Annotated in this window: 18 protein-coding genes; 14 read left to right on the forward strand and 4 right to left on the reverse strand. The window is 69.9% G+C overall.

The genetic code is table 11. The annotated features are described in order from the left end of the window. Positions 1-158 precede the first annotated feature (158 nt). The 6 genes from lpdA to OG735_RS11890 all read left to right on the forward strand — a co-directional run bounded on the left by lpdA (position 159) and on the right by OG735_RS11890 (position 9,202). Positions 159-1,547, forward strand: a complete 1,389-nt coding sequence (gene lpdA / locus OG735_RS11865) for a dihydrolipoyl dehydrogenase (RefSeq protein ID WP_327323116.1) — start codon at positions 159-161, stop codon at positions 1,545-1,547. 53 nt (positions 1,548-1,600) lie between these two features. Continuing rightward, the gene (gene sucB / locus OG735_RS11870) at positions 1,601-3,412 is read left to right on the forward strand and encodes a 2-oxoglutarate dehydrogenase, E2 component, dihydrolipoamide succinyltransferase (protein WP_327323117.1); all 1,812 of its coding nucleotides are present in this window, start codon (positions 1,601-1,603) and stop codon (positions 3,410-3,412) included. Positions 3,413-3,581: 169 nt separating this feature from the next. After that, complete coding sequence (locus OG735_RS11875) at positions 3,582-4,205, forward strand: GntR family transcriptional regulator (RefSeq protein ID WP_327323118.1); 624 nt, start codon at positions 3,582-3,584, stop codon at positions 4,203-4,205. 387 nt (positions 4,206-4,592) lie between these two features. Next, positions 4,593-7,262, forward strand: coding sequence for a pyruvate dehydrogenase (acetyl-transferring), homodimeric type (aceE, locus tag OG735_RS11880; RefSeq protein ID WP_327323119.1), 2,670 nt, complete (start codon positions 4,593-4,595; stop codon positions 7,260-7,262). Between the two features lie 109 nt (positions 7,263-7,371). Continuing rightward, positions 7,372-8,190: a MerR family transcriptional regulator gene (locus OG735_RS11885; RefSeq protein WP_327323120.1), complete on the forward strand. Its 819-nt coding sequence runs from the start codon at positions 7,372-7,374 to the stop codon at positions 8,188-8,190. Positions 8,191-8,236: 46 nt separating this feature from the next. After that, positions 8,237-9,202: a helix-turn-helix transcriptional regulator gene (locus OG735_RS11890; RefSeq protein ID WP_327323121.1), complete on the forward strand. Its 966-nt coding sequence runs from the start codon at positions 8,237-8,239 to the stop codon at positions 9,200-9,202. 5 nt (positions 9,203-9,207) lie between these two features. Here OG735_RS11890 and OG735_RS11895 read toward each other — a convergent pair whose 3' ends face one another. Then, positions 9,208-10,140 carry an SDR family oxidoreductase gene (locus OG735_RS11895; protein ID WP_327323122.1) on the reverse strand — a complete coding sequence of 311 codons (933 nt, stop codon included), beginning with the start codon at positions 10,138-10,140 and terminating at the stop codon, positions 9,208-9,210. Positions 10,141-10,251: 111 nt separating this feature from the next. On the opposite strand from OG735_RS11895, the gene OG735_RS11900 reads away from it, so the two are divergent. Next, a complete protein-coding gene (locus OG735_RS11900; protein WP_327328285.1) occupies positions 10,252-10,773 on the forward strand; it encodes a DUF4240 domain-containing protein in 522 nt (173 codons plus the stop codon). Between the two features lie 39 nt (positions 10,774-10,812). Here OG735_RS11900 and OG735_RS11905 read toward each other — a convergent pair whose 3' ends face one another. Continuing rightward, positions 10,813-11,349: a GNAT family N-acetyltransferase gene (locus tag OG735_RS11905; protein WP_327323123.1), complete on the reverse strand. Its 537-nt coding sequence runs from the start codon at positions 11,347-11,349 to the stop codon at positions 10,813-10,815. Positions 11,350-11,385: 36 nt separating this feature from the next. Between OG735_RS11905 and OG735_RS11910 the strand changes: the two genes are divergently transcribed. Both OG735_RS11910 and OG735_RS11915 read left to right on the forward strand, forming a co-directional pair. After that, on the forward strand, positions 11,386-12,285 hold the full coding sequence (locus OG735_RS11910; RefSeq protein ID WP_327323124.1) for a TIGR01777 family oxidoreductase: 900 nt from the start codon (positions 11,386-11,388) through the stop codon (positions 12,283-12,285). A gap of 192 nt (positions 12,286-12,477) precedes the next feature. Next, the gene (locus OG735_RS11915; protein WP_327323125.1) at positions 12,478-13,791 is read left to right on the forward strand and encodes an NAD(P)/FAD-dependent oxidoreductase; all 1,314 of its coding nucleotides are present in this window, start codon (positions 12,478-12,480) and stop codon (positions 13,789-13,791) included. A 101-nt stretch (positions 13,792-13,892) separates the two neighbouring features. On the opposite strand, the gene OG735_RS11920 is transcribed toward OG735_RS11915, so the two are convergent. Next, positions 13,893-15,338, reverse strand: a complete 1,446-nt coding sequence (locus OG735_RS11920) for a regulator (protein WP_327323126.1) — start codon at positions 15,336-15,338, stop codon at positions 13,893-13,895. A gap of 273 nt (positions 15,339-15,611) precedes the next feature. Between OG735_RS11920 and lipB the strand changes: the two genes are divergently transcribed. The 4 genes from lipB (at position 15,612) to OG735_RS11940 (ending at position 18,699) form a co-directional block, all read left to right on the forward strand. Then, the gene (gene lipB, locus OG735_RS11925) at positions 15,612-16,406 is read left to right on the forward strand and encodes a lipoyl(octanoyl) transferase LipB (protein ID WP_327323127.1); all 795 of its coding nucleotides are present in this window, start codon (positions 15,612-15,614) and stop codon (positions 16,404-16,406) included. Positions 16,407-16,508: 102 nt separating this feature from the next. Beyond that, positions 16,509-17,474 (forward strand): lipoyl synthase, encoded by a 966-nt coding sequence (lipA, locus tag OG735_RS11930; protein ID WP_327323128.1) that lies wholly within the window; start codon positions 16,509-16,511, stop codon positions 17,472-17,474. A gap of 285 nt (positions 17,475-17,759) precedes the next feature. Next, positions 17,760-17,969 carry an SCO2195 family GlnR-regulated protein gene (locus OG735_RS11935; protein ID WP_327323129.1) on the forward strand — a complete coding sequence of 70 codons (210 nt, stop codon included), beginning with the start codon at positions 17,760-17,762 and terminating at the stop codon, positions 17,967-17,969. Between the two features lie 19 nt (positions 17,970-17,988). Beyond that, positions 17,989-18,699: a DUF4191 domain-containing protein gene (locus OG735_RS11940; protein WP_327323130.1), complete on the forward strand. Its 711-nt coding sequence runs from the start codon at positions 17,989-17,991 to the stop codon at positions 18,697-18,699. Here the strand turns inward: OG735_RS11940 and OG735_RS11945 are convergent. Continuing rightward, entirely contained in the window at positions 18,641-19,600 is a 960-nt protein-coding gene (locus OG735_RS11945) for a hypothetical protein (protein WP_327323131.1), read from the reverse strand. The two genes, OG735_RS11940 and OG735_RS11945, sit on opposite strands and share 59 nt — an antisense overlap. A 515-nt stretch (positions 19,601-20,115) precedes the next feature. On the opposite strand from OG735_RS11945, the gene OG735_RS11950 reads away from it, so the two are divergent. Further along, the gene (locus tag OG735_RS11950; RefSeq protein ID WP_327323132.1) at positions 20,116-20,319 is read left to right on the forward strand and encodes a cold-shock protein; all 204 of its coding nucleotides are present in this window, start codon (positions 20,116-20,118) and stop codon (positions 20,317-20,319) included. Positions 20,320-20,709: the final 390 nt, after the last annotated feature.

A 20,709-nucleotide genomic window follows, 5' to 3' on the forward strand; every position in this document is an offset into this window, starting at 1 on the left:
GACCCCGGCCCCGCGTCCCGCCTCCCGTCAACAAGTGCGAAGATGGGTTCTCGGCAGGACAGGGCCCCACCACAGGGCCGAAAAAACAGCGGCCGAACACCAGCCGCCGCCCGGTCGTCGACGACCGGCGAACGGCGCACATGCATGGAGGACGTGACGTGGCGAACGACGCCAGCACCGTTTTCGACCTAGTGATCCTCGGCGGTGGTAGCGGCGGTTACGCTGCGGCGCTGCGTGGAGCTCAGCTGGGCCTGGACGTCGCCCTGATCGAGAAGGGCAAGGTCGGCGGCACCTGCCTGCACAACGGATGCATCCCGACGAAGGCACTGCTGCACGCCGGCGAGATCGCCGACCAGGCACGTGAGGCCGACCAGTTCGGTGTCAAGGCCACCTTCGAGGGCATCGACATCAAGGCCGTCCACAAGTACAAGGACGAGGTGATCTCGGGGCTCTACAAGGGTCTCCAGGGCCTGATCGCCTCCCGCAAGGTCACCTACATCGAGGGCGAGGGCCGACTGTCCTCCCCCACCTCCGTCGACGTCAACGGCCAGCGTGTCCAGGGCCGCCACGTCCTTCTCGCCACCGGCTCCGTACCGAAGTCGCTGCCGGGCCTGGAGATCGATGGAAACCGCATCATCTCCTCGGACCACGCGCTGACGCTGGACCGCGTCCCGCAGTCCGCGATCGTGCTGGGCGGCGGCGTCATCGGCGTCGAGTTCGCCTCCGCGTGGAAGTCCTTCGGCACCGATGTCACGGTCATCGAGGGTCTGAAGCACCTCGTGCCGGTCGAGGACGAGAGCAGCTCCAAGCTTCTTGAGCGCGCGTTCCGCAAGCGCGGCATCAAGTTCAACCTGGGCACCTTCTTCGAGAAGGCCGAGTACACCCAGGACGGTATCCGCGTCACGCTCGCCGACGGCAAGACCTTCGAGGCCGAGGTGCTGCTCGTCGCCGTCGGCCGCGGCCCGGTCTCCGCCGGTCTCGGTTACGAGGAGCAGGGCGTCGCGATGGACCGCGGCTATGTCCTGGTCGACGAGTACATGCAGACCAACGTGCCGACGATCTCGGCGGTCGGCGACCTCGTCCCGACCCTCCAGCTCGCGCACGTCGGCTTCGCCGAGGGCATCCTGGTCGCAGAGCGGCTCGCCGGTCTGAAGACCGTTCCGATCGACTACGACGGTGTGCCGCGGGTGACGTACTGCCACCCGGAGGTCGCCTCCGTCGGTATCACCGAGGCCAAGGCCAAGGAGATCTACGGCGCCGACAAGGTCGTCGCTCTGAAGTACAACCTCGCGGGCAACGGCAAGAGCAAGATCCTCAAGACCGCGGGCGAGATCAAGCTCGTCCAGGTCAAGGACGGTGCCGTGGTCGGCGTCCACATGGTCGGTGACCGTATGGGCGAGCAGGTCGGCGAGGCCCAGCTGATCTACAACTGGGAGGCTCTGCCGGCCGAGGTCGCGCAGCTCATCCACGCGCACCCGACGCAGAGCGAGGCGCTCGGCGAGGCCCACCTGGCCCTGGCCGGCAAGCCCCTGCACTCCCACGACTAGTAGTCCCGGGCGCGACGACCACTTCCGCACATTCGTAAGGAGCAACTGAAACCATGGCGGTTTCCGTAACCCTTCCGGCGCTCGGCGAGAGCGTCACCGAGGGCACTGTCACCCGCTGGCTGAAGGCCGAGGGAGAGCGCGTCGAGGCCGACGAGCCGCTGCTCGAGGTGTCGACCGACAAGGTCGACACCGAGATCCCCGCCCCGGCTGCCGGCATCCTCGCGTCCATCAAGGTCGCCGAGGACGAGACCGTTGAGGTCGGCGCCGAGCTGGCCATCATCGACGACGGCTCGGGCGCGCCCGCTGCCGCCCCGGCCCCGGCTGCTGCCGAGACCGCGGTGGCCGAGACCCCCGCGGCTCCGGCTCCGGCCGCGGAGGCCCCCGCGGCTCCGGCTCCGGCCGCCGAGCCCGCTCCGGCCTCTGCCCCCGCGGGCGGCGCCACCGGTACCGACGTCGTCCTTCCCGCGCTCGGCGAGAGCGTCACCGAGGGCACCGTCACCCGCTGGCTCAAGGAGGTCGGCGAGTCCGTCGAGGCCGACGAGCCGCTGCTCGAGGTCTCCACGGACAAGGTCGACACCGAGATCCCGGCCCCGACGTCCGGAGTGCTGCTGCAGATCGTGGTGGGCGAGGACGAGACCGCCGAGGTCGGCGCCAAGCTGGCAGTGATCGGCGCCCCGGGTGCCGCGCCTGCCGCCGCGCCCGCTCCGGCTGCCCCGGCCCCCGCCGCCGCTCCGGCCCCGGCTCCGGCCGCGACTGCTCCGGCCCCGGCTCCGGCCGCGACTGCTCCGGCCCCGGCTCCGGCCGCGCCTGCTCCGGCCGCTCCGGCTCCGGCGCCCGCTCCGGTCGCTCCGGCTCCGGCTGCCGCTCCCGCCCCGGCCGCCGTCGCTCCGGCTCCGGTGGCTCCGGCTCCGGTGGCTCCGGCCGCCCCCGCCGGTGACGACGGCGCCTACGTGACCCCCCTGGTCCGTAAGCTCGCCGCCGAGAACGGCGTGGACCTGTCCGCGGTCAAGGGCACCGGCGTCGGTGGCCGTATCCGCAAGCAGGACGTCATCGCCGCCGCGGAGGCTGCCAAGGCCGCCACCCCGGCCCCGGCCGCCGCCGCTCCGGCCGCCGTCTCGAAGGCCCCGGCCCTCGAGACGTCGCCGCTGCGCGGTCAGACGGTCAAGATGACCCGCATGCGCAAGGTCATCGGCGACAACATGATGAAGGCGCTGCACTCGCAGGCCCAGCTGACCTCGGTCGTCGAGGTCGACATCACCAAGCTGATGAAGCTGCGCAACCAGGCCAAGGACGCGTTCGCCGCCCGCGAGGGCGTCAAGCTCTCCCCGATGCCGTTCTTCGTGAAGGCCGCGGCCCAGGCGCTGAAGGCCTACCCGGTCGTCAATGCCCGGATCAACGAGGACGAGGGCACCATCACCTACTTCGACACCGAGAACATCGGTATCGCGGTGGACTCCGAAAAGGGTCTGATGACGCCGGTCATCAAGGGTGCCGGTGACCTCAACCTCGCCGGTATCTCCAAGAAGACCGCGGAGCTGGCGGGCAAGGTCCGCAGCAACAAGATCACCCCGGACGAGCTCTCCGGTGCGACCTTCACCATCAGCAACACCGGTTCGCGCGGTGCGCTGTTCGACACGGTCATCGTGCCGCCGAACCAGGTCGCCATCCTGGGCATCGGCGCCACCGTCAAGCGCCCGGCGATCATCGAGACCGCCGAGGGCACCGTCATCGGCATCCGCGACATGACGTACCTGGCTCTCTCCTACGACCACCGTCTGGTGGACGGCGCCGACGCGGCCCGCTACCTGACGGCCGTCAAGGCGATCCTGGAGGCGGGCGAGTTCGAGGTCGAGCTCGGCCTGTAAGGCTCACCAGCAGTACGACAGTGCCCCGTCCGGAACTCTCCGGGCGGGGCACTGTCGTGCTCACCAGGACTCACCGGACTCATCAGGCCTGCTCCGGCGCACCCTTGGGCAGCCTGCCGAGACCGGTCGCCGTATTGTCAGGGGTGCCTGTCGCCCCGGAGGAGCCCTCATGACCCCGCCCGTCATCCACTCGCTGCGCGAACAGATCCGCGAGCACATCGTGGAGGGGATCGTCAGCGGCCGCTGGAAGCCCGGCGAGCGGATCGTCGAGCGGCGGATCGCGACCGAGCTGGAGGTCTCCCAGACGCCGGTGCGCGAGGCGCTGCGCGAGCTGGAGAGTCTGCGGCTGATCGAGTCCGCGCCCAACAAGGGCGTACGCGTACGGAATCTCACCGCCGCGGATCTCGAGGAGAGCTATCCGGTGCGGGCCGGTCTCGAGCAGATCGCCGCCGAACTGGCGGCCGCGCGGCTGGCCCAGGACTGTTCCGCGCTGGAGCCGCATGTGGCGGCGCTGTACGAGGCGGACCTGGCCGGGGACTCGGCCGCACAGGTGCGGCACACCGTCGGCTTCCACCGGGAGCTGGTGCGGGCCGCCGGGAACAGCGTGCTGCTGCACACCTGGGAGGGGCTCGGCATCGAGGTGTTCACGGCGCTCTCGATCCGCTGGCTCGGCACGGTGCAGAAGTCGTACGCCGAGGAGCACCAGGCTCTGGTCGAGGCGTTCCGGCGCCAGGACCCGGAGATCGGCCCGCTGGTGAAGGCCCACGTCCTGGGCTGCGCCCCCCGCGCCTGACCCCCCGATCCGGCTGCGAACTCCCGCCCCGGGCCGGGCCCCGGCTCCAGCTCCCGCGCCTGACCCGGAACACGACAGCGCCACGCGCGCGGCCCGGCTGAGGCGGATCCGCGCCCCACCGGGGCTCGATCCCGACGCGCACAGGTGACGTCGCCCCCGCTCCGAGGTGCATGCGGCGCCCGAATCACCCCACTTCGATCCGGCACCCCGTGCCCCTTTTCGCGGCACCGAATGCCAATTTCTTCAGATTGAGAAGTTTCCCGCTCGAAGCTTTGATCGATCATCGATCAGCGACTTACAGTTGTCGCCGGGTTCACCAACCCCTCGCCCTGTCCTGCCAGACAAGGCTCCTTTCTCCACCCCCCTCCTGTCCGGAAGGCGGCGATCATGACCGACCCCGTAGGCAAGCTTCCGAGCGAGCTCGACCAGCTCCCGGACCGTGATGCCGAGGAAACCGCCGAGTGGGCGGCGTCCCTCGACGCCGTCACCGAGCACGCAGGACCGCACCGCGCCGCGTATCTGATGCGCCGTACCCTCCAGCACGCCGAGACGGCCGGAGTTCCCGTGCCCCGGCTGCTGGAGACGGACTACGTCAACACCATCCCCACCGCCGCCGAGCCCGCCTTCGACGGCGACGAGGCGATGGAAGCCCGCATCACCGCGTGGAACCGCTGGAACGCGGCCGCCATGGTCACCCGTGGCTCCCGCTTCGGCGTCGGCGGCCACATCGCCACCTTCGCCTCCGCAGCCTGGCTCTACGAGACCGGCTTCAACCAGTTCTTCCGCGGCAAGGAGGGTGACGGCTCCGGCGACCAGCTCTACATCCAGGGCCACGCCTCGCCCGGCATCTACGCCCGCGCCTTCCTCGACGGCCGCCTGTCCGAGCAGCAGCTCGACAACTTCCGGCAGGAGGCGGCCGGCAACGGACTGCCGTCCTACCCGCACCCGCGCCGGCTGCCCTGGCTGTGGGAGTTCCCCACCGTCTCCATGGGCCTCGGCCCGCTCTCCGCGATCTACCAGGCGCGCTTCAACCGCTACCTGGCCAACCGCAGCATCAAGGACACCGCGGGCTCGCACGTCTGGGCCTTCCTCGGCGACGGCGAGATGGACGAGCCCGAGTCGACCGCCGCCCTCGCCCTCGCGGCCCGTGAGCGTCTCGACAACCTGACCTTCGTCATCAACTGCAATCTGCAGCGCCTCGACGGTCCGGTCCGCGCCAACTTCCGTGTGGTGCAGGAGCTGGAGGCCCAGTTCCGCGGCGCGGGCTGGAATGTCATCAAGACGCTGTGGGGCTCCGCCTGGGACGAGCTGTTCCAGCTCGACACCACGGGCGCGCTGGTACGCCGGCTGCGCGAGGTGCCGGACGCCCAGTTCCAGACGTATGCGACGCGTGATGTGGCGTACATCCGCGAGCATTTCTTCGGCGCCGAGCCCGCGCTCGTCGAGCTGGCGAAGCTGATCGGCGACGCGAAGATCGCCGAGTGCTTCTACGCCTCCCGCGGCGGCCACGAGGCCCGGAAGGTGTACGCGGCGTACAAGGCGGCCGTCGAGCACAAGGGCGCGCCGACCGTGATCCTCGCGCAGACGGTGAAGGGCTACACGCTCGGCAAGGGCTTCGAGTCGAAGAACGCCAACCACCAGATGAAGAAGCTGACCATCGACGAGTTCAAGGGCATGCGTGACCTGCTCGGACTCCCGATCCCGGACAGTGCCTTCGCCGACGGCCTGGTGCCCTACGGCCACCCCGGCGCCGACTCCCCCGAGGTCCGCTACCTCCAGGAGCGCCGCGCGGCCCTCGGTGGCCCGGCCCCGGCCCGCCGCGTACAGGCGGTGGCGCTGCCCGCGCCCGAGGAGCGTGCCTTCAAGGCTCTCGAAAAGGGCTCCGGCAAGCAGGAGATGGCCACCACCATGGCCTTCGTACGCCTGGTGAAGGACCTGATGCGGGACAAGGAGACCGGCAAGCGCTGGGTTCCCATCGTCCCTGACGAGGCCCGCACCTTCGGTATGGAGTCGCTCTTCCCGTCGGCCGGCATCTACTCCCCGCTGGGCCAGACGTACGAGCCGGTCGACCGCGACCAGTTGATGTACTACAAGGAGGCCAAGGACGGCCAGATCCTCAACGAGGGGATCACCGAGGCCGGCGCCATGGCCGACTTCATCGCCGCCGCCACGTCGTACGCGACGCACGGCGAGCCGATGATCCCGTTCTACATCTTCTACTCGATGTTCGGCTGGCAGCGCACGGCCGACCAGATGTGGCAGCTTGCCGACCAGCTCGGCAAGGGCTTCATCGTCGGCGCGACCGCCGGCCGTACGACGCTGACCGGCGAGGGCCTGCAGCACGCGGACGGCCACTCGCAGCTGATCGCGGCCACGAACCCGGCGTCGCTCAACTACGACCCGGCCTTCGCGTACGAGATCGCCGTCATCGTCAAGGACGGTCTGCGCCGGATGTACGGCCCCGAGGCCGAGAACGTCTTCTACTACCTGACCGTCTACAACGAGCCGAAGCCGCAGCCCGCGATGCCGGAGGGTGTCGAGGAGGGGATCCTGCGCGGTCTCTACCGATTCAAGGAGGGCGTGGCCCAGGCCGCGGACTCCCCGCGGCTGCAGCTGCTGGCCTCCGGCACGGCGATCCACTGGGCCCTCGAGGCGCAGCGACTGCTCAGCTCCGACTGGGGAGTTACGGCCGATGTCTGGTCCGCGACCTCGTGGGGCGAGCTGCGCCGTGACGCGCTGGAGTGCGACGAAGCACTGCTGCGCGGCGAGCAGCGCATTCCGTACGTCACCCAGGCGCTGGAGGGTGCTCCGGGCCCGGTGCTCGCGGTCAGCGACTGGATGCGCCAGGTTCCGGACCAGATCAGCCAGTGGGTCGAGCAGGACTACTCCTCGCTCGGCACGGACGGTTTCGGTCTCTCGGACACGCGTGACGCGGCCCGCCGTCACTTCGGCGTCGACGCCCCGTCGATCACGGTCGCGGCGCTGGCCCAGCTGGCCAGGCGCGGCGAGGTCCCGGCCTCGGCCGTGAAGGAAGCGCGCGAGCGCTACGGCCTCTGACCTCTGCCGACGTACGACGGAACCCCCGGTGGCCGCTCGGCCGCCGGGGGTTCCGGCGTAGGTGATCCTTGACCCTGACACCGTGTGAAGCCGTGCACTAGGGGGCGTCATGTTCACCATCGGAGACTTCGCCAGGCACGGCCGTGTGTCGGCCCGCATGCTGCGTCACTACGACGCGATCGGGCTGCTGCGTCCCGCGCGGACAGATCCGTTCAGCGGCTACCGCCACTACGCGGCGGCCCAGCTCGCGCAGCTCAACCGCATCATCGCTCTGAAGGATCTCGGCTTCACGCTGCAACAGGTGCAGGAGATCCTGGAGGACCGGGTGAGTACGGAGGAGCTGCGCGGGATGCTCACCCTGCGGCAGGCGGAGCTGGAAGCGGCGATGGCCGCGTCGGCCGCGCGGCTGGCCCAGGTCGAGGCGAGGCTCCGGTCGATCGAGAGCGAGGGGCACATGCCCAGTCAGGACGTCATCGTCAAGAGCATCCCCGCGGTACGGGTGGCCGAGCTGACCGCCACCGCGGCAGGTTACGAACCCGAGCACATCAGCCCGGTCATCAGCCCTCTCTACGACGAGCTGTTCAAGCGTCTGGAGGCGGTCGGCGTGACTCCGACGGGGCCCGGCATCGCCTACTACGAGGATGCGCCCGAGGGCGACGGCGCGATCCTGGTGCACGCGGGAGTGACGGTCGCGGCCGGTCCGCAGCCCGGCCAGGACTTCGAGATCGTCGATCTGCCGGCCATCGAGCGGGCCGCGACGATCGTGCACCGCGGCCCGATGGACGCGATCGTGCCGACGGCCCAGAACCTGGCCCGCTGGATCGACGCGGGCGACCACCGCTCGGCGGGGTACGCGCGCGAGGTCAACCTCGAATGCCCGGCGGACCGCGAGAAGTGGGTGACCGAGCTGCAGGAGCCGCTGGCCTGACCTCCGTCGGCGCCCGTGGCCCGAGTGGCTCCGTCATCATGGGGGCATGCGTGCTGCCCGGCTGATCAAGATGGTGCTGCTCCTCCAGGCCAGGCCCTCCATGACCGGCGCCGAGCTGGCGCGCGAACTGGAAGTGTCGGAGCGGACCATCACCCGGGACGCCCTCGCGCTGTCGGAGGCCGGTGTCCCGGTCTACGCCGACCGGGGCCGGGCCGGCGGCTACCGGCTGGTCGGCGGCTACCGCACCCGGCTCACCGGGCTCGGGCGCAGTGAGGCCGAGGCCCTCTTCCTCTCCGGGCTCCCGGGCGCGCTGCGGGAGATGGGGCTCGAGGACGCGGCGTCCGCGGCACGCCTGAAGGTGTCCGCGGCGCTGCTGCCCTCGCTGAGCGGCGCCTCCGATTCGGCGGCGCAGCGGTTCCATCTGGACGCGCCCGGCTGGTACCAGGAGCCCGAGACGCCGGAGCTGCTGCCCGCGGTCGCCGAGGCGGTGTGGGACGACCGCCGTATCAAGGCCCGTTATCGACGCCGGGACGCCGAGGTGGAGCGGGAGTTGGAGCCGTACGGACTGGTGCTCAAGGCGGGCGTCTGGTACCTGTGCGCCCGCGCCCGCACGGCCTTCCGGGTGTACCGGATCGACCGGTTCACAGCGGTGGACGTGGGCGGCGAACTCTTCGACCGCGACGAGGACTTCGACCTGCCCGCCTTCTGGGAGGAGCGCGCGGCCCAGTTCGTACGCTCCATCCTCCGTGCCGAAGTGGTGGTCCGGGTCACGGAGGCGGGCGCGCGGCGGCTGCCGTACGTCACGGACCGGGCGGCGGCCCGCGAGGCGCTGGCGGCGGCGGAAGGGCCGGACGGGCAGGGCCGGGTGACGCTCACTCTGCCGGTGGAGTCCCATGAGGTCGCGTACGGGCAGTTGTTCGCGCTGGGACCGGAGGTGGAGCTGCTGGAGCCGCCGGAGCTGCGTGCTCTGTTCGCCGAGTCGGCGGAGCGGGCCGCCCAGCTCTACAGATAGCCGCGCTACCTGTAATCAGCCAAGGAGGGATCCGCCCCCGCCGCCTCCTGGAGCATGAAGGCCCAGACGTCCGGCCTACTGCCGTCCGTGTCCGTGAAGCCGTACTCCTTGGCCAGCGCTCCGCTGGAGAGCGACTGTCCGTTCCAGCGGGCCCGCTCCGGGTCGGCGGCGAGCGCCGCGACTCCCCGGCCGAGATAGACCGGCGACTCGGAGAGCGCCCAGTGCGGCTGCTTCTCGATCCCGTCGCGCCAGGTCTCTTGGGTGAGGCCGAAGATGTCGAGCATCTCCTCGGAACGGATGAAGCCCGGGGTGACCGCCACCGCCGTGCAGCCCACGCTCTTCAGCTCCTCGCCCAGAATGAAGGCCATCCGGATCGGGGCGTTCTTGGCGAGGTCGTAGTAGAAGTTCTCGCGGAAGCCCTTGTTCGTCTCGGCCGTGCCGTCCGTGACCTCGATGACCAGGCCGCCGGGCTGCCGCACCAGCAGGGGAAGCGCGATGCTGCTGGTGATGATGTGGCTCTTCGCGCCGAGTTCGAGCATCCGCAGCCCGCGGTCCAGGTCGACGTCCCACATCTTCGTGTTGAAGTCGAGCAGGTGATTGCCGCCCCAGATGTCGTTGACCAGGATGTCGAGCCGGCTGTGGTCCCTCTCGATCCGCCCGACCAGCGCCCGCACCTGCTCCGGCTCCAGATGGTCCGTCGGTACGGCGATGGCCTCGCCGTCCGCCGCCGTGACCAGTTCCGCCGTCTCCTCGATGGTCTCGGTCGCCCGGCCGACCTCGCTGACCTGCGCTCGGGTGGTCCGTCCCGTCACATACACGGTCGCGCCTGCGGCGCCCAGCTGTACCGCGATGGCGCGGCCCGCGCCACGGGTCGCGCCCGCGACCAGTGCGATCTTCCCTGCCAGTGGTTTCCCTGCCGGTGGTGTGTCCGTCGTCATACGCCGACCGTCGCACGGATACCCGACATCCTCTGTCCGCCATTCAAAAGAGTCAGCATTTCGGCGGCTCCGCGTGCGCCGCCCCCCGCCAACCACGATGCTTGTCCCGTGATGGACGAGACGGAGTTCTGGGAGATCATCGACAGCACCCGCGAGGCTGCCGAGGGTGACCCCGAGGATCATGCCGATCTGATGGTCGAGCGGCTGCTGCAGCTCGACCCCGACTCCGTGCTGGACTTCGCCCGGCACTTCGAGGCCCGCTACAACCGCGCGTACCACTGGGATCTGTGGGGTGCGGCCGCCGTGCTGCTCGGCGGTGCCAGCGACGACGCCTTCGACTACTTCCGCTGCTGGCTGATCGGGCAGGGCCGGGAGATCTTCGAGGGCGCGCTGCACGACCCGGACTCGCTCGCCGAGCTGCTGGACGAGTTCGACGAGGACATCGACGGGGACGGCGAGGAGCTGGGGTACGCGGCGGACGAGGCGTACGAGCAGCTCACCGGCGTGGTGGCACCGGATCTGGGAATCCCGCCGCAGACCGCCGAGCCGCTGGGCACGCCGTTCGACTTCGACGACGACGCGGCTCTGGCGCAACGTTTCCCCAGGCTCTGGGAGCGCTTCGGAAACTTGTGAGAACGGTCCTCACGAGAACGTTCCTCATGAGACCGGCTCTCACGAGACCGGTTCTCGGACGGTGAGGCTGCGGCCCATCATCACGTCGTCGACGTACCGCCCGTCCAGACAGAACTCCCCCGGCAGTACGCCCTCGACCGCGAAGCCCTCCGACTCGTACAGCGTGCGGGCCGGCGTGTTGTGTCCGAGCACCCGCAGCGTCATCCGGACCGCGCCCTGGCGGCGCGCCTCGTCGAACGACGCCCGCAGCAGCGCTCGTGCGATCCCGCGGCCGCGCGCCCGGTCGGCCACGGCGAGGCCCTGGACCTGCCGCACATGCTGGTTGCAGGCGAGTGGGGTGGGCGGGATCAGCCGGATGAAGCCGGTGATCGTGCCGTCACCGTCCTCGGCGATGTCCTCGGAGATGTCCTCGGCGACCAGGAAGTCCTCGGGCCGGTGGTTCGCGTCGAAAAAGGGGTCGTACGGCGGCTTCGGCCTCGGCTGCACGGCGTGCAGCGGCGACCAGGTGTCCCGGTCGAGCGCACCGAGCGCTGCTTCGTCGGTGTGACGTGCGGGGCGTATGTGCGACCGGGGCATGGTCGTCACTGTGCCACGGGGCCGCGCGGGGGCAGGATGGGGGTCATGCGGATCGCGGTCACCGGTTCCACCGGACTCATCGGTACGGCACTCGTGCGCTCGCTGCGCACCGACGGGCACGAGGTGGTGCGCCTGGTGCGGCGGCCCGCGCGGGCCGGCGACGAGGTGGAGTGGGACCCGCACCGGCAGTACGTCGACGTGGCCGGACTGGTCGGCTGCGAGGGCGTGGTGAATCTCGCCGGCGCCGGGGTCGGTGCGCGCCGCTGGACGGATGCGTACCGCAAGGAGATCCGGGACAGCCGGGTGCTCGGCACGGCGGCGATCGCGGAGGCCGTCGCCGGCCTCGACGTACCGCCGCGGGTGCTGGTCTGCGGGAGCGCCATCGGCTACTACGGCGACACCGGGGAGCGTGCGGTGGACGAGGGTGCGCCGCCCGGGGACGGATTCCTGGCGAAGATGTGCGTGGAGTGGGAGGAGGCGGCGGCCCCGGCCGAGGAGGCGGGCGTGCGGACCGCCTTCGCGCGCACCGGACTTGTGGTGGCCCGCAAGGGCGGTGCGTGGGGCCGGATGTTCCCGCTCTTCAAGGCGGGCCTCGGCGGGCGCCTGGGCAACGGCCGGCAGTACTGGAGCTTCATCGCCCTGCACGACGAGGTCGCGGCGCTGCGGCACATCCTCGACACGGAGTCGCTGTCGGGGCCGGTGAACCTCACGGCGCCGGACCCGGTCACCAATCGCGAGGTAACCGCGGCGATGGGCCGGGCGCTGCACCGTCCGACGGTGTTCGCGGTCCCGGCGCCCGCGCTGAGGATCGCGCTGGGCGAGCTGGCCGGGGACATTCTGTGCAGCCAGCGGGTGCTGCCGGCCCGACTGCTGGAGTCGGGCTTCTCGTTCGCCTTTCCGGGCGTCGACGAGGCGGTCGGCGCGGCTCTGCGATAGGGCGCGTCTGAGAAGTCCCGCCGCCCGGCGGACGGCCGGGTGCCGTGTGCGCCCCCGCGCTCCGGTGCTCCACGGCATGCGCGACTGGCGGTACGGCGACGGCTCCCTAGTCTCGGTCCGCACTCGGGTATTCCCGGGGCCTGTTGGGGGCATGAGCCTCCCACCAGCCGCGCCGACCTCGGGGAGGGGCACGTGCTCAGCAGCGCTCACCATGCGGATGTCGTCATCGTCGGGGCCGGGATCGCCGGTCTCTCGGCGGCTCATCAACTGACCAGCGCAGGCGTCTCGGTCAGCGTTCTGGAGGCCGCCCCTCATGTGGGCGGCCGGATGGCCACCCAGCAGATCGACGGTTTCCGGCTCGACCGCATAGGCCAGTTGCTCAACACCTCGTATCCGGAGCTGCGTCGCACGGCAGGGCTCGGTGATGTCGTCCTGCGGCCCTTCTCGCCCGGTGTACTCGTGCACAGCCAAGGACGGCTCCAGCGGACCGGTGAAGCGGTCCGGCGGACCGGTGAAGCGGGGAGCGCACGGGGCGCATTTACCGTGGCACGCGCCCTCGCGAGCGCCCCCCGGCCGCTCGACCAGGCCCGGCTCGGCGCTTCTCTCGCCCGCCTCGCCGCCACTCCGGTGGAGCGGCTCCTCACCCGTCCCGAGCGGCCCACCGCGGGCTCGCTCTGCGCCCGCGGCGTTCCGGCGCGTACGGTCCACGGCTTCCTGCGCCCGCTGCTGTCGGCGCTGCTCTGCGACCCGGCCCTGGCCACCTCGAGCCGGTGCGCCGATCTGGCGCTGCGCGGCTTCGCGCGCGGCCGGCTGTGCGTCCCTGCGGGCGGTGCGGCGGCGCTGCCCGAGCAGCTGGCTGCCTCGCTGCCGTCCGGCACCGTACACACCGGGGTGCGGGTCACCGACGCCTCGATCACCCAGGTCACGACCAAGGAGTACGGCGACATCGGCTGCCGCGCCCTGGTGCTGGCCACCGGTGCCCGCGCGGCCGCGGAGCTCCTGCCGGGCCTGCGCGTACCGCCCTTCCACCCCGTGACGGTCCTTCACCACACGGCGTCCGCGCCGCCGCTGACGGACCCGGCGCTCCTGCTGGACGCGGACCGCGACGGCCCCGTCTCGCACACGGCGGTGATGAGCGAGGTCGATCCCTCGCGCGCTCCGAACGGCCGCGTACTGATCTCGTCGACCGTGCTCGGGTCCCCTCCGCCGGATCTGGACCGCAGCGTCCGTACCCACCTCGCCACGCTGTACGGCACACCCACGGACGACTGGGAGCTGCTCGCCGTCCACCACGACCCGGAGGCGGTGCCCGCGATGCCCCCGCCGCACGATCTGCGCCGTCCGGTGCGGCTGCTGTCCGGCCTCTATGTCTGCGGCGACCACCGCGACACGAGTACGGTCCAGGGCGCGCTCTTCTCGGGCCGCCGGGCCGCGGACGCGATCCTGCGCGACTTCGGCCTCCAGCAGCCCGGGTACGAAACGGTCGCACTCTCGGCGGTGGCCTAGGGCGATTGAGGTCCCGGAGTCAGGGGTCCCGGGATCCGTGACTCCGGGCGTCCCGGAGTCAGGTCCGGGGTCCGGGTCAGAGTTCCACCCGGGCCCCGGGTTCAGCCCAGCGCGGCCACCCGGTCGCGATAGTTCCGTACCGCCGCCGCGTCCCGGTACGGCTCCAGCCGCCGCTCGAACTCGCGTACGTACTCCACCGCCCGCGCCGACCGCATCTCCGACACCTGCAGGGCCGCCTCCGCCCCCAGCGCGCATGCCTGGTCGAGCTCGCCCAGTCCGAGCCGGGCGGAGGCCAGCACCACCCGGCAGAAGAGGCGGCTGCGCGCGTACGCCGGGGCGCGCAGCTGGAGCGAGCGCTCCGCGTGCTGCACCGCCGGCCGGTACTGCTGGAGATCCCGGTGGCAGTGCCCGAACTCGTCGGCGAGCTGCGCCTCGTCGAAGAAGCGCGCCCAGTGCGGCACATCGTCGCCGGGCCGCGCCGTCTCGAGCGCCCGCTCGGCCCGAACGAGCGAGGCCGTGCACGCCCGTACCTCACCCAGCACGCCGTGCCCGCGCGCCTCGACGGAATGCAGCATCGCCTGCACCACGGGCGGGGCCGACGAGCCGACCCCTTGCTGGGCGACGCGCGTCAGCTGCACCGCCTCACGTCCATGCCCCAGATAGACCGCCTGCCGGCTCATGGTCACCAGCACATACGCGCCGTACGCCCGGTCGCCCGCCGCCTGGGAGAGCCGCAGTGCCTGGACGAAGTAACGCTGGGCGAGGCCGTGGGCCGCGATGTCGTACGAGGTCCAGCCGGCCAGCCGGGTCAGATCGGCCGCCGCGGCGAACAGCCGCCGCCCGGTCACCTCCCCGTAGGTGCCGCGCAGCATCGGCTCGGCCTCGTGCTCGAGATAGCGCACCAGCGCCTGCCTGGCGTGCCCGCCTCCGTAGGCGTGGTCGAGGGTGCGGAACAGCTCGCCGACCGAGCGCAGTGCCGCGATGTCGCCGCCGGTGACCCTCTGGCCGGGACCCCGGTCCGTGCCACGCTGGCGCGGGAGGGCGGCCCGACCCTGGGCCGGGATACGGGCGGTCCCGTTCTGGACCGCGTCCGCCCGGCTCACCCGCTCGTCGGCCCGCCCGATCAGCCAGTCCCTGCTGGGCACCACGAGCCCGGCCGGAGTGAAGGCGATCTTGCGCAGCTCCGCATGGCTGCCGGAGTCCTTGCGCCACAGCCCGCTCACGATGTCCACGGCCTCCTCGGGCGTGGCGGCGAACTCCAGACCGGCGTAGACGGGCGCACAGGCGTCCAGACCGAGGTCCTGCGCCGAGAGCCGGCGGCCGAGCCGCCGTGTGAACACCTCGGCGATCAGGGCGGGGGTCGTGCCGCGCGGCTGCTGGCCGCGCAGCCAGCGGGTCACGGAGGTCTTGTCGTAGCGCAGATCCAGGCCGTGCTCGAGGCCGAGCTGGTCCACTCGGCGGGCAAGGCCTGCGTTGGAGAATCCGGCTTCTGCGATGAGCGCGGCGAGCTGTCGGTTGGGGATGCGCTGCGAGGGTCGTTCCGTCATCAGCTGTGCGGTCTCCTGCCTTCCGGGCCGGGAGCAGCCCTCATGGAACGGCGCGAATTTAGCTGCCCCTACCGCTCGAACCGCGAGCTTCGCCCCACATTCATCCGATCGTGTGAGGATTGGGGACGTCGCTGACGGGCGCCGCGTGACCCGGAATTGCCCCGGCACCCGCCCGGCACCTGCCCAGCACCTGCCCGGCCGCCTTTTCCGGAGCCGCCGTACAGTGGCAAGGGCGCGATGAGTGCAGGGTGAAGGTTCTAGGGAGGCACAGCCGTGAGTGAGCTGCGGTTCGTCCAACTGGGGTTCGGCGAGCAAGCCGTCGAGTACCAGGAGGCGTGGCAGAAGCAGCGCGAGGTCCACGCCGCCCGCTTCGCCGACGAGATCGAGGACACCTGCCTGCTCCTTGAGCACCCGCCCGTCTATACGGCGGGCCGGCGCACGGCAGACAGCGAACGCCCCCTGGACGGCACTCCCGTCGTCGACGTCGACCGCGGCGGCAAGATCACCTGGCACGGCCCCGGCCAGCTGGTCGGCTACCCGATCCTGAAGCTGCCGCGCCCGGTGGACGTCATCGCGCATGTGCGCCGGCTCGAGGACGCGCTGATCCTCACCTGCGCGGAGTTCGGCCTGGAGACCAGCCGGGTCGAGGGCCGCAGCGGTGTGTGGGTGCTCGGCGACCCGGTCGAACAGCGTCCGGCGATCGGCGGACTTTCGCTCGACTTCGACCCGCGGCTGCAGGACGAGGAGTTCGACCCACGGCTGAACGGCCCGGAGTACGCTCCCTCCAACGCCGGCCAGCGCCGCGAGGACCGCAAACTCGCCGCGATCGGCATCCGTATCGCCAAGGGCGTCTCGATGCACGGCTTCGCGATCAATGTGAACCCGGACAACACCTGGTTCGACCGGATCGTGCCCTGCGGCATCCGGGACGCGGGTGTGACTTCGCTCTCGTACGAACTGGGCCGCGAGATCACCATCGGCGAGGTGCTCCCGGTCATCGAGAAGCATCTGCGGGACGTCCTGGAGAACGCCGAACTGCGGCCGCGGGCCGTCGAGGCCGCCGTCTAGGGAATGCGGCCCTCTGGCCAAGGGTTGGCCAGACGTAAGGCCACACAAATAACGGGCGTACCCTGGTGTCCGCCGAAGAATCGAAGTCGTAGGGAGCCGGACGTGTCCGCAGTCGCACCCGACGGACGCAAGATGCTGCGCCTTGAGGTCCGGAACAGCCAGACCCCCATCGAGCGCAAGCCCGAGTGGATCAAGACCCGGGCGAAGATGGGCCCCGAGTACACCCAGATGCAGAAGCTCGTGAAGAGCGAGGGTCTGCACACGGTGTGCCAGGAGGCCGGCTGTCCGAATATCTACGAGTGCTGGGAGGACCGCGAGGCGACCTTCCTCATCGGCGGCGACCAGTGCACCCGGCGCTGTGACTTCTGCCAGATCGACACCGGTAAGCCTGCCGCGCTCGATCTGGACGAGCCGCGTCGCGTGGGCGAGTCGGTCGTCACGATGGACCTGAACTACGCCACCATCACCGGCGTCGCGCGCGACGACCTGGAGGACGGCGGCGCCTGGCTGTACGCGGAGACGGTGCGCCAGATCCACACGATGACGTCGGAGCGCGAGGCGGGCCGTACCAAGGTCGAGCTCCTCATCCCCGACTTCAACGCGGTGCCCGAGCAGCTGGCCGAGGTCTTCTCCTCGCGTCCCGAGGTGCTCGCGCACAACGTCGAGACCGTGCCGCGGATCTTCAAGCGGATCCGCCCCGGTTTCCGTTACGAGCGCTCGCTCGAGGTCATCACGCGCGCCCGCGAGGCGGGCCTGGTCACCAAGTCGAACCTCATCCTGGGCATGGGCGAGGAGCGCGAAGAGGTCAGCGAGGCGCTGCAGCACCTGTACGACGCGGGCTGCGAGCTGATCACGATCACGCAGTATCTGCGTCCTTCGGTACGCCACCACCCGGTCGAGCGCTGGGTGAAGCCGCACGAGTTCGTGGAGCTGAAGGAGGAGGCCGAGGAGATCGGCTTCTCCGGTGTGATGTCGGGACCGCTGGTCCGTTCCTCGTACCGCGCGGGCCGGCTGTACCAGCAGGCGATGGAGCGACGGGGTGCCGCGACCACCCCGCAGACTGTGTGAATTCAGGCACAAGTAATTACCGATGAGTAATGGCCGGTTTGACGCGGCTCGCACCCTCCCCGCAGGTCGGGGCGGCGTACGGGCCGCGTCAACGTTTGCGGGCGGCGCATAAAGGTTTCATCGGTGTTTGACCGCTCGGTCATGCACTGGTAACACCAATCGGTGACATTGGGTCTACGCACAGCTCTCAAAGAGCACCGCACCGCACGCACCACCGCACCGCCCCGCACTGCACTGCGCACCGCTCCCACTCGTCGTCGACGCTCCCTTAGGGGGACCTCAACCATGCAGGCCGCGCCGGTACGCCCCGTACTCGCCACCGCCATTCCGTCCGTCACCGATGCTCTGCGCGCCATGGAGTCGCTGCTCCTGGGCAGCGGACAGCGCACCGCCCGCCGGAACGCATGGACGGCGGTCCTCGAAGACCGGCGCCGAGCCAAGGACAGGGTCGAGGCGCAGCACGTACTGGAGGCCGTGGCCGACCGCACTTCCTAGGCCACGTAAACTTCCAGACATGGCGAGGAAGGCAAACTCAGACAGCACTGACGCTGCTGCGAACACTGGGCGACTGAAGCAGATCGCTCTGACGTACAAGATGACCCGGAAGGCCGACTCCAAGGTCGGTCTTGTCGTCGCGGCTGTGGGAATTGTCACCTTCGGTGTCTTCCTCGCGATCGGCTTCTTGATCGATCACCCCATCTATCTGGGCATCCTTGGCTTCCTGCTGGCCTTCCTCGCGATGGCGATCGTCTTCGGACGCCGCGCCGAGCGAGCGGCCTTCGGGCAGATGGAGGGCCAGCCGGGCGCGGCGGCAGCGGTGCTGCAGAACGTGGGACGCGGCTGGAGCACGACCCCGGCGGTGGCGATGAACCGCAGCCAGGACGTGGTGCACCGGGCGGTCGGCAAGGCCGGCATCGTACTGGTGGGGGAAGGCAACCCGAACCGGTTGAAGACACTGCTGGCGGCCGAGAAGAAGAAGATGGCGCGCATCGTCGTGGACGTACCGGTGCACGACATCATCGTCGGCGACGGCGAGGGTCAGGTGCCGCTGAAGAAGGTGCGCACCACGATGCTGAAGCTGCCGCGGGTGCTCAGCGGACCGCAGGTCACGGCGGCCAACGACCGGCTGCGGGCGATGGGCGACCTGATGAGCAATATGCCGCTTCCTAAGGGGCCAATTCCTGGGCGTGGTGCTCGCGGACAGTCCCGCCCACCGCGAGGATGACCCCCGGCCTCACCTTTCCTGTCATCTCCAATTCGGGAAGCGGGTGACGGGGCGCTACAGGCGCCCCGTCACAGCCCTTCATGGCCTCCATGACGCGCTCCCACCGACCTGACGCACTCCAACGCTTCCAGTGGCCAATCAGGCCCGTCGAACCGTTCTCAGCGTCCAACTCCGGCCAGGCAACGCCGGTGCGGGCCTTCTTGAGGAACGCCTCCAGGACCGTCCTGGGGGCGAGCCCGCCCCGCTGGCGAGGCGCAACCCCACCGTTCGGGAACCCCTCCAGCTCAACAACCTGCTCCCAGGCGCAGTCACAGAGGGTCGGTACCTGCCGCCGGTTTGCCCTGAACCACTCACCGATGGGGCAGGCCAAGCCGCGATGCATCGGGGGCGGGGTTTCTAGAACCTTCACTTCGATGTCGAGCAGAGCAATCCACTCCGCTTGCTGCTCCTTCGTGAAGGACTCCAGACGCTCAGAGGCTGTCTGAGCCAGTGCTTGAAGATCCTTCACACGCTGATCAGCCTTTGTTGCCTCCGACTGCCAGACCTCAATCTCGGCACGCTCGCGTCGAAGCTGCTCAAGCTCCTCGTAGAGAGGCTTGAGCTTTTTCTCTACAGCCTCCTCGGCCGCAGCACCCGTGAGACCTTGTCTTGTCACCTTCTTCGCAGCGACCGCCATCATGAGATCAATCGTGTCGTCCCTCTCGGCAATCTTCTGGTCCAAGGACGCGATCCGGTATCCGTAGCGGGCCTGCCCACCAGGGAAGCCACCCATCTCCGCCTTCTCCTGTATGCCGCCCTGAGTGCGCTTCCGGATACGGGCAAGCTCCTGGAACGCCTCGTTCGCCTTCTCGCGCATGCGCGCTTCGCCGTCTTCAGTGGTGTTGTCGATGTCTTCGTCCACAACGGCGACGAAGATTCCGAGATCTTGGAGCTTCCAGACCCATTCCCAGAAGACGCGGTGCGCCGCGTCCGCAGTCGGGCGGTCTCCAAGTTGCAGCGACTCAGCTCAATGAGAGCCGGTGCCTTGCCGACACAGGACACCGGATCGATCCGGAGCTAAGGGAGGACGTTGCCCGCAGCCTTGAGGGCCGCTGTCAGTTCGTCACGAACCTGCTCAGCTTCACTGATCGTGTCGGCTGCCATCCGTCGGCGCTCTGTCGTCGCCATGTCGCGTCCTCCATTGCCAGGTGCCGGCTGGTGACGACCAGCCGTTGGCGATGCCTACCTGCTGGCCGACCGCATCTCACCTCGGGGGAGAACCGTGACGCGGCGGGTTCATCCCCACGGGTGAGGTACAGGGAGGATCGCGGATTTCGCCGCGGCGGAAGGAAATGATCAAGTGCCGAAGTCTGCTCGATCGGACTGCGGCCGGGGCGTCAAGATCGCGCCGTGGCACCGAATGAAGGACAGGGACCGATGGCAACAGGCACTGTGAAGTGGTTCAACTCCGACAAGGGGTATGGCTACATCAGCCAGGACGATGGCGGCGCGGACGTGTTCGTGCACTTCTCAGCCATCCAGACCAACGGCTACAGAAGCTTGGAAGAGAACCAGCGGGTGGAGTTCGAGGTCACCCAGGGGCAGAAGGGGCCGCAAGCGGAAATGGTCCGCCCCTTGTAACCCCTTCCTCGTTCTGCCTGCGCTCTGTTCCACGCGATGGCCAGTGGAACAGAGTGCAGTCCCGGATTCACCAACAGGATCTCGCAAGGAGGGCGGGGCCCGCGTGGGGCTCCCCGCGGCTGCCCGGGCGCAGCAACGCGGAGGTCTGTGCCTACCGCTCGGAGTGTGAGCGACGAGACGATCCCTGAGCCGACGGAAGCGCGCCCGTGGCGCCCCCAGAACGGGCCGGAGCCGAAGGTAACGGTGTGACCGAAGGGCGACCGTCCGGCGCTGAGGGTGTGGTCACACGGGACGTGGCGGTACGCAGTGGGGGAGGCTCGGCAGGACTGGCCTGACGGGAGGGTGGTCTATCAGGTGTCCGTGGACCTGCGCGGGGATATCTCGGTGACG

Origin of the sequence: Streptomyces sp. NBC_01210, assembly GCF_036010325.1 — a bacterium.
In the GTDB taxonomy this organism is placed as follows: domain Bacteria; phylum Actinomycetota; class Actinomycetes; order Streptomycetales; family Streptomycetaceae; genus Streptomyces.

Excerpts from the sequence above, each read along its gene's own strand:
- OG735_RS11940 (WP_327323130.1), top strand. The coding sequence starts at position 17,989 with ATGGCGAGGAAGGCAAACTCAGACAGCACTGACGCTGCTGCGAACACT.
- OG735_RS11900 (WP_327328285.1), top strand. The coding sequence starts at position 10,252 with ATGGACGAGACGGAGTTCTGGGAGATCATCGACAGCACCCGCGAGGCT.
- OG735_RS11920 (WP_327323126.1), bottom strand. The coding sequence starts at position 15,338 with ATGACGGAACGACCCTCGCAGCGCATCCCCAACCGACAGCTCGCCGCG.
- OG735_RS11950 (WP_327323132.1), top strand. The coding sequence starts at position 20,116 with ATGGCAACAGGCACTGTGAAGTGGTTCAACTCCGACAAGGGGTATGGC.
- OG735_RS11875 (WP_327323118.1), top strand. The coding sequence starts at position 3,582 with ATGACCCCGCCCGTCATCCACTCGCTGCGCGAACAGATCCGCGAGCAC.
- OG735_RS11895 (WP_327323122.1), bottom strand. The coding sequence starts at position 10,140 with ATGACGACGGACACACCACCGGCAGGGAAACCACTGGCAGGGAAGATC.
- OG735_RS11885 (WP_327323120.1), top strand. The coding sequence starts at position 7,372 with ATGTTCACCATCGGAGACTTCGCCAGGCACGGCCGTGTGTCGGCCCGC.
- sucB (WP_327323117.1), top strand. The coding sequence starts at position 1,601 with ATGGCGGTTTCCGTAACCCTTCCGGCGCTCGGCGAGAGCGTCACCGAG.
- aceE (WP_327323119.1), top strand. The coding sequence starts at position 4,593 with ATGACCGACCCCGTAGGCAAGCTTCCGAGCGAGCTCGACCAGCTCCCG.
- OG735_RS11935 (WP_327323129.1), top strand. The coding sequence starts at position 17,760 with ATGCAGGCCGCGCCGGTACGCCCCGTACTCGCCACCGCCATTCCGTCC.
- OG735_RS11905 (WP_327323123.1), bottom strand. The coding sequence starts at position 11,349 with ATGCCCCGGTCGCACATACGCCCCGCACGTCACACCGACGAAGCAGCG.
- OG735_RS11890 (WP_327323121.1), top strand. The coding sequence starts at position 8,237 with ATGCGTGCTGCCCGGCTGATCAAGATGGTGCTGCTCCTCCAGGCCAGG.
- OG735_RS11910 (WP_327323124.1), top strand. The coding sequence starts at position 11,386 with ATGGGGGTCATGCGGATCGCGGTCACCGGTTCCACCGGACTCATCGGT.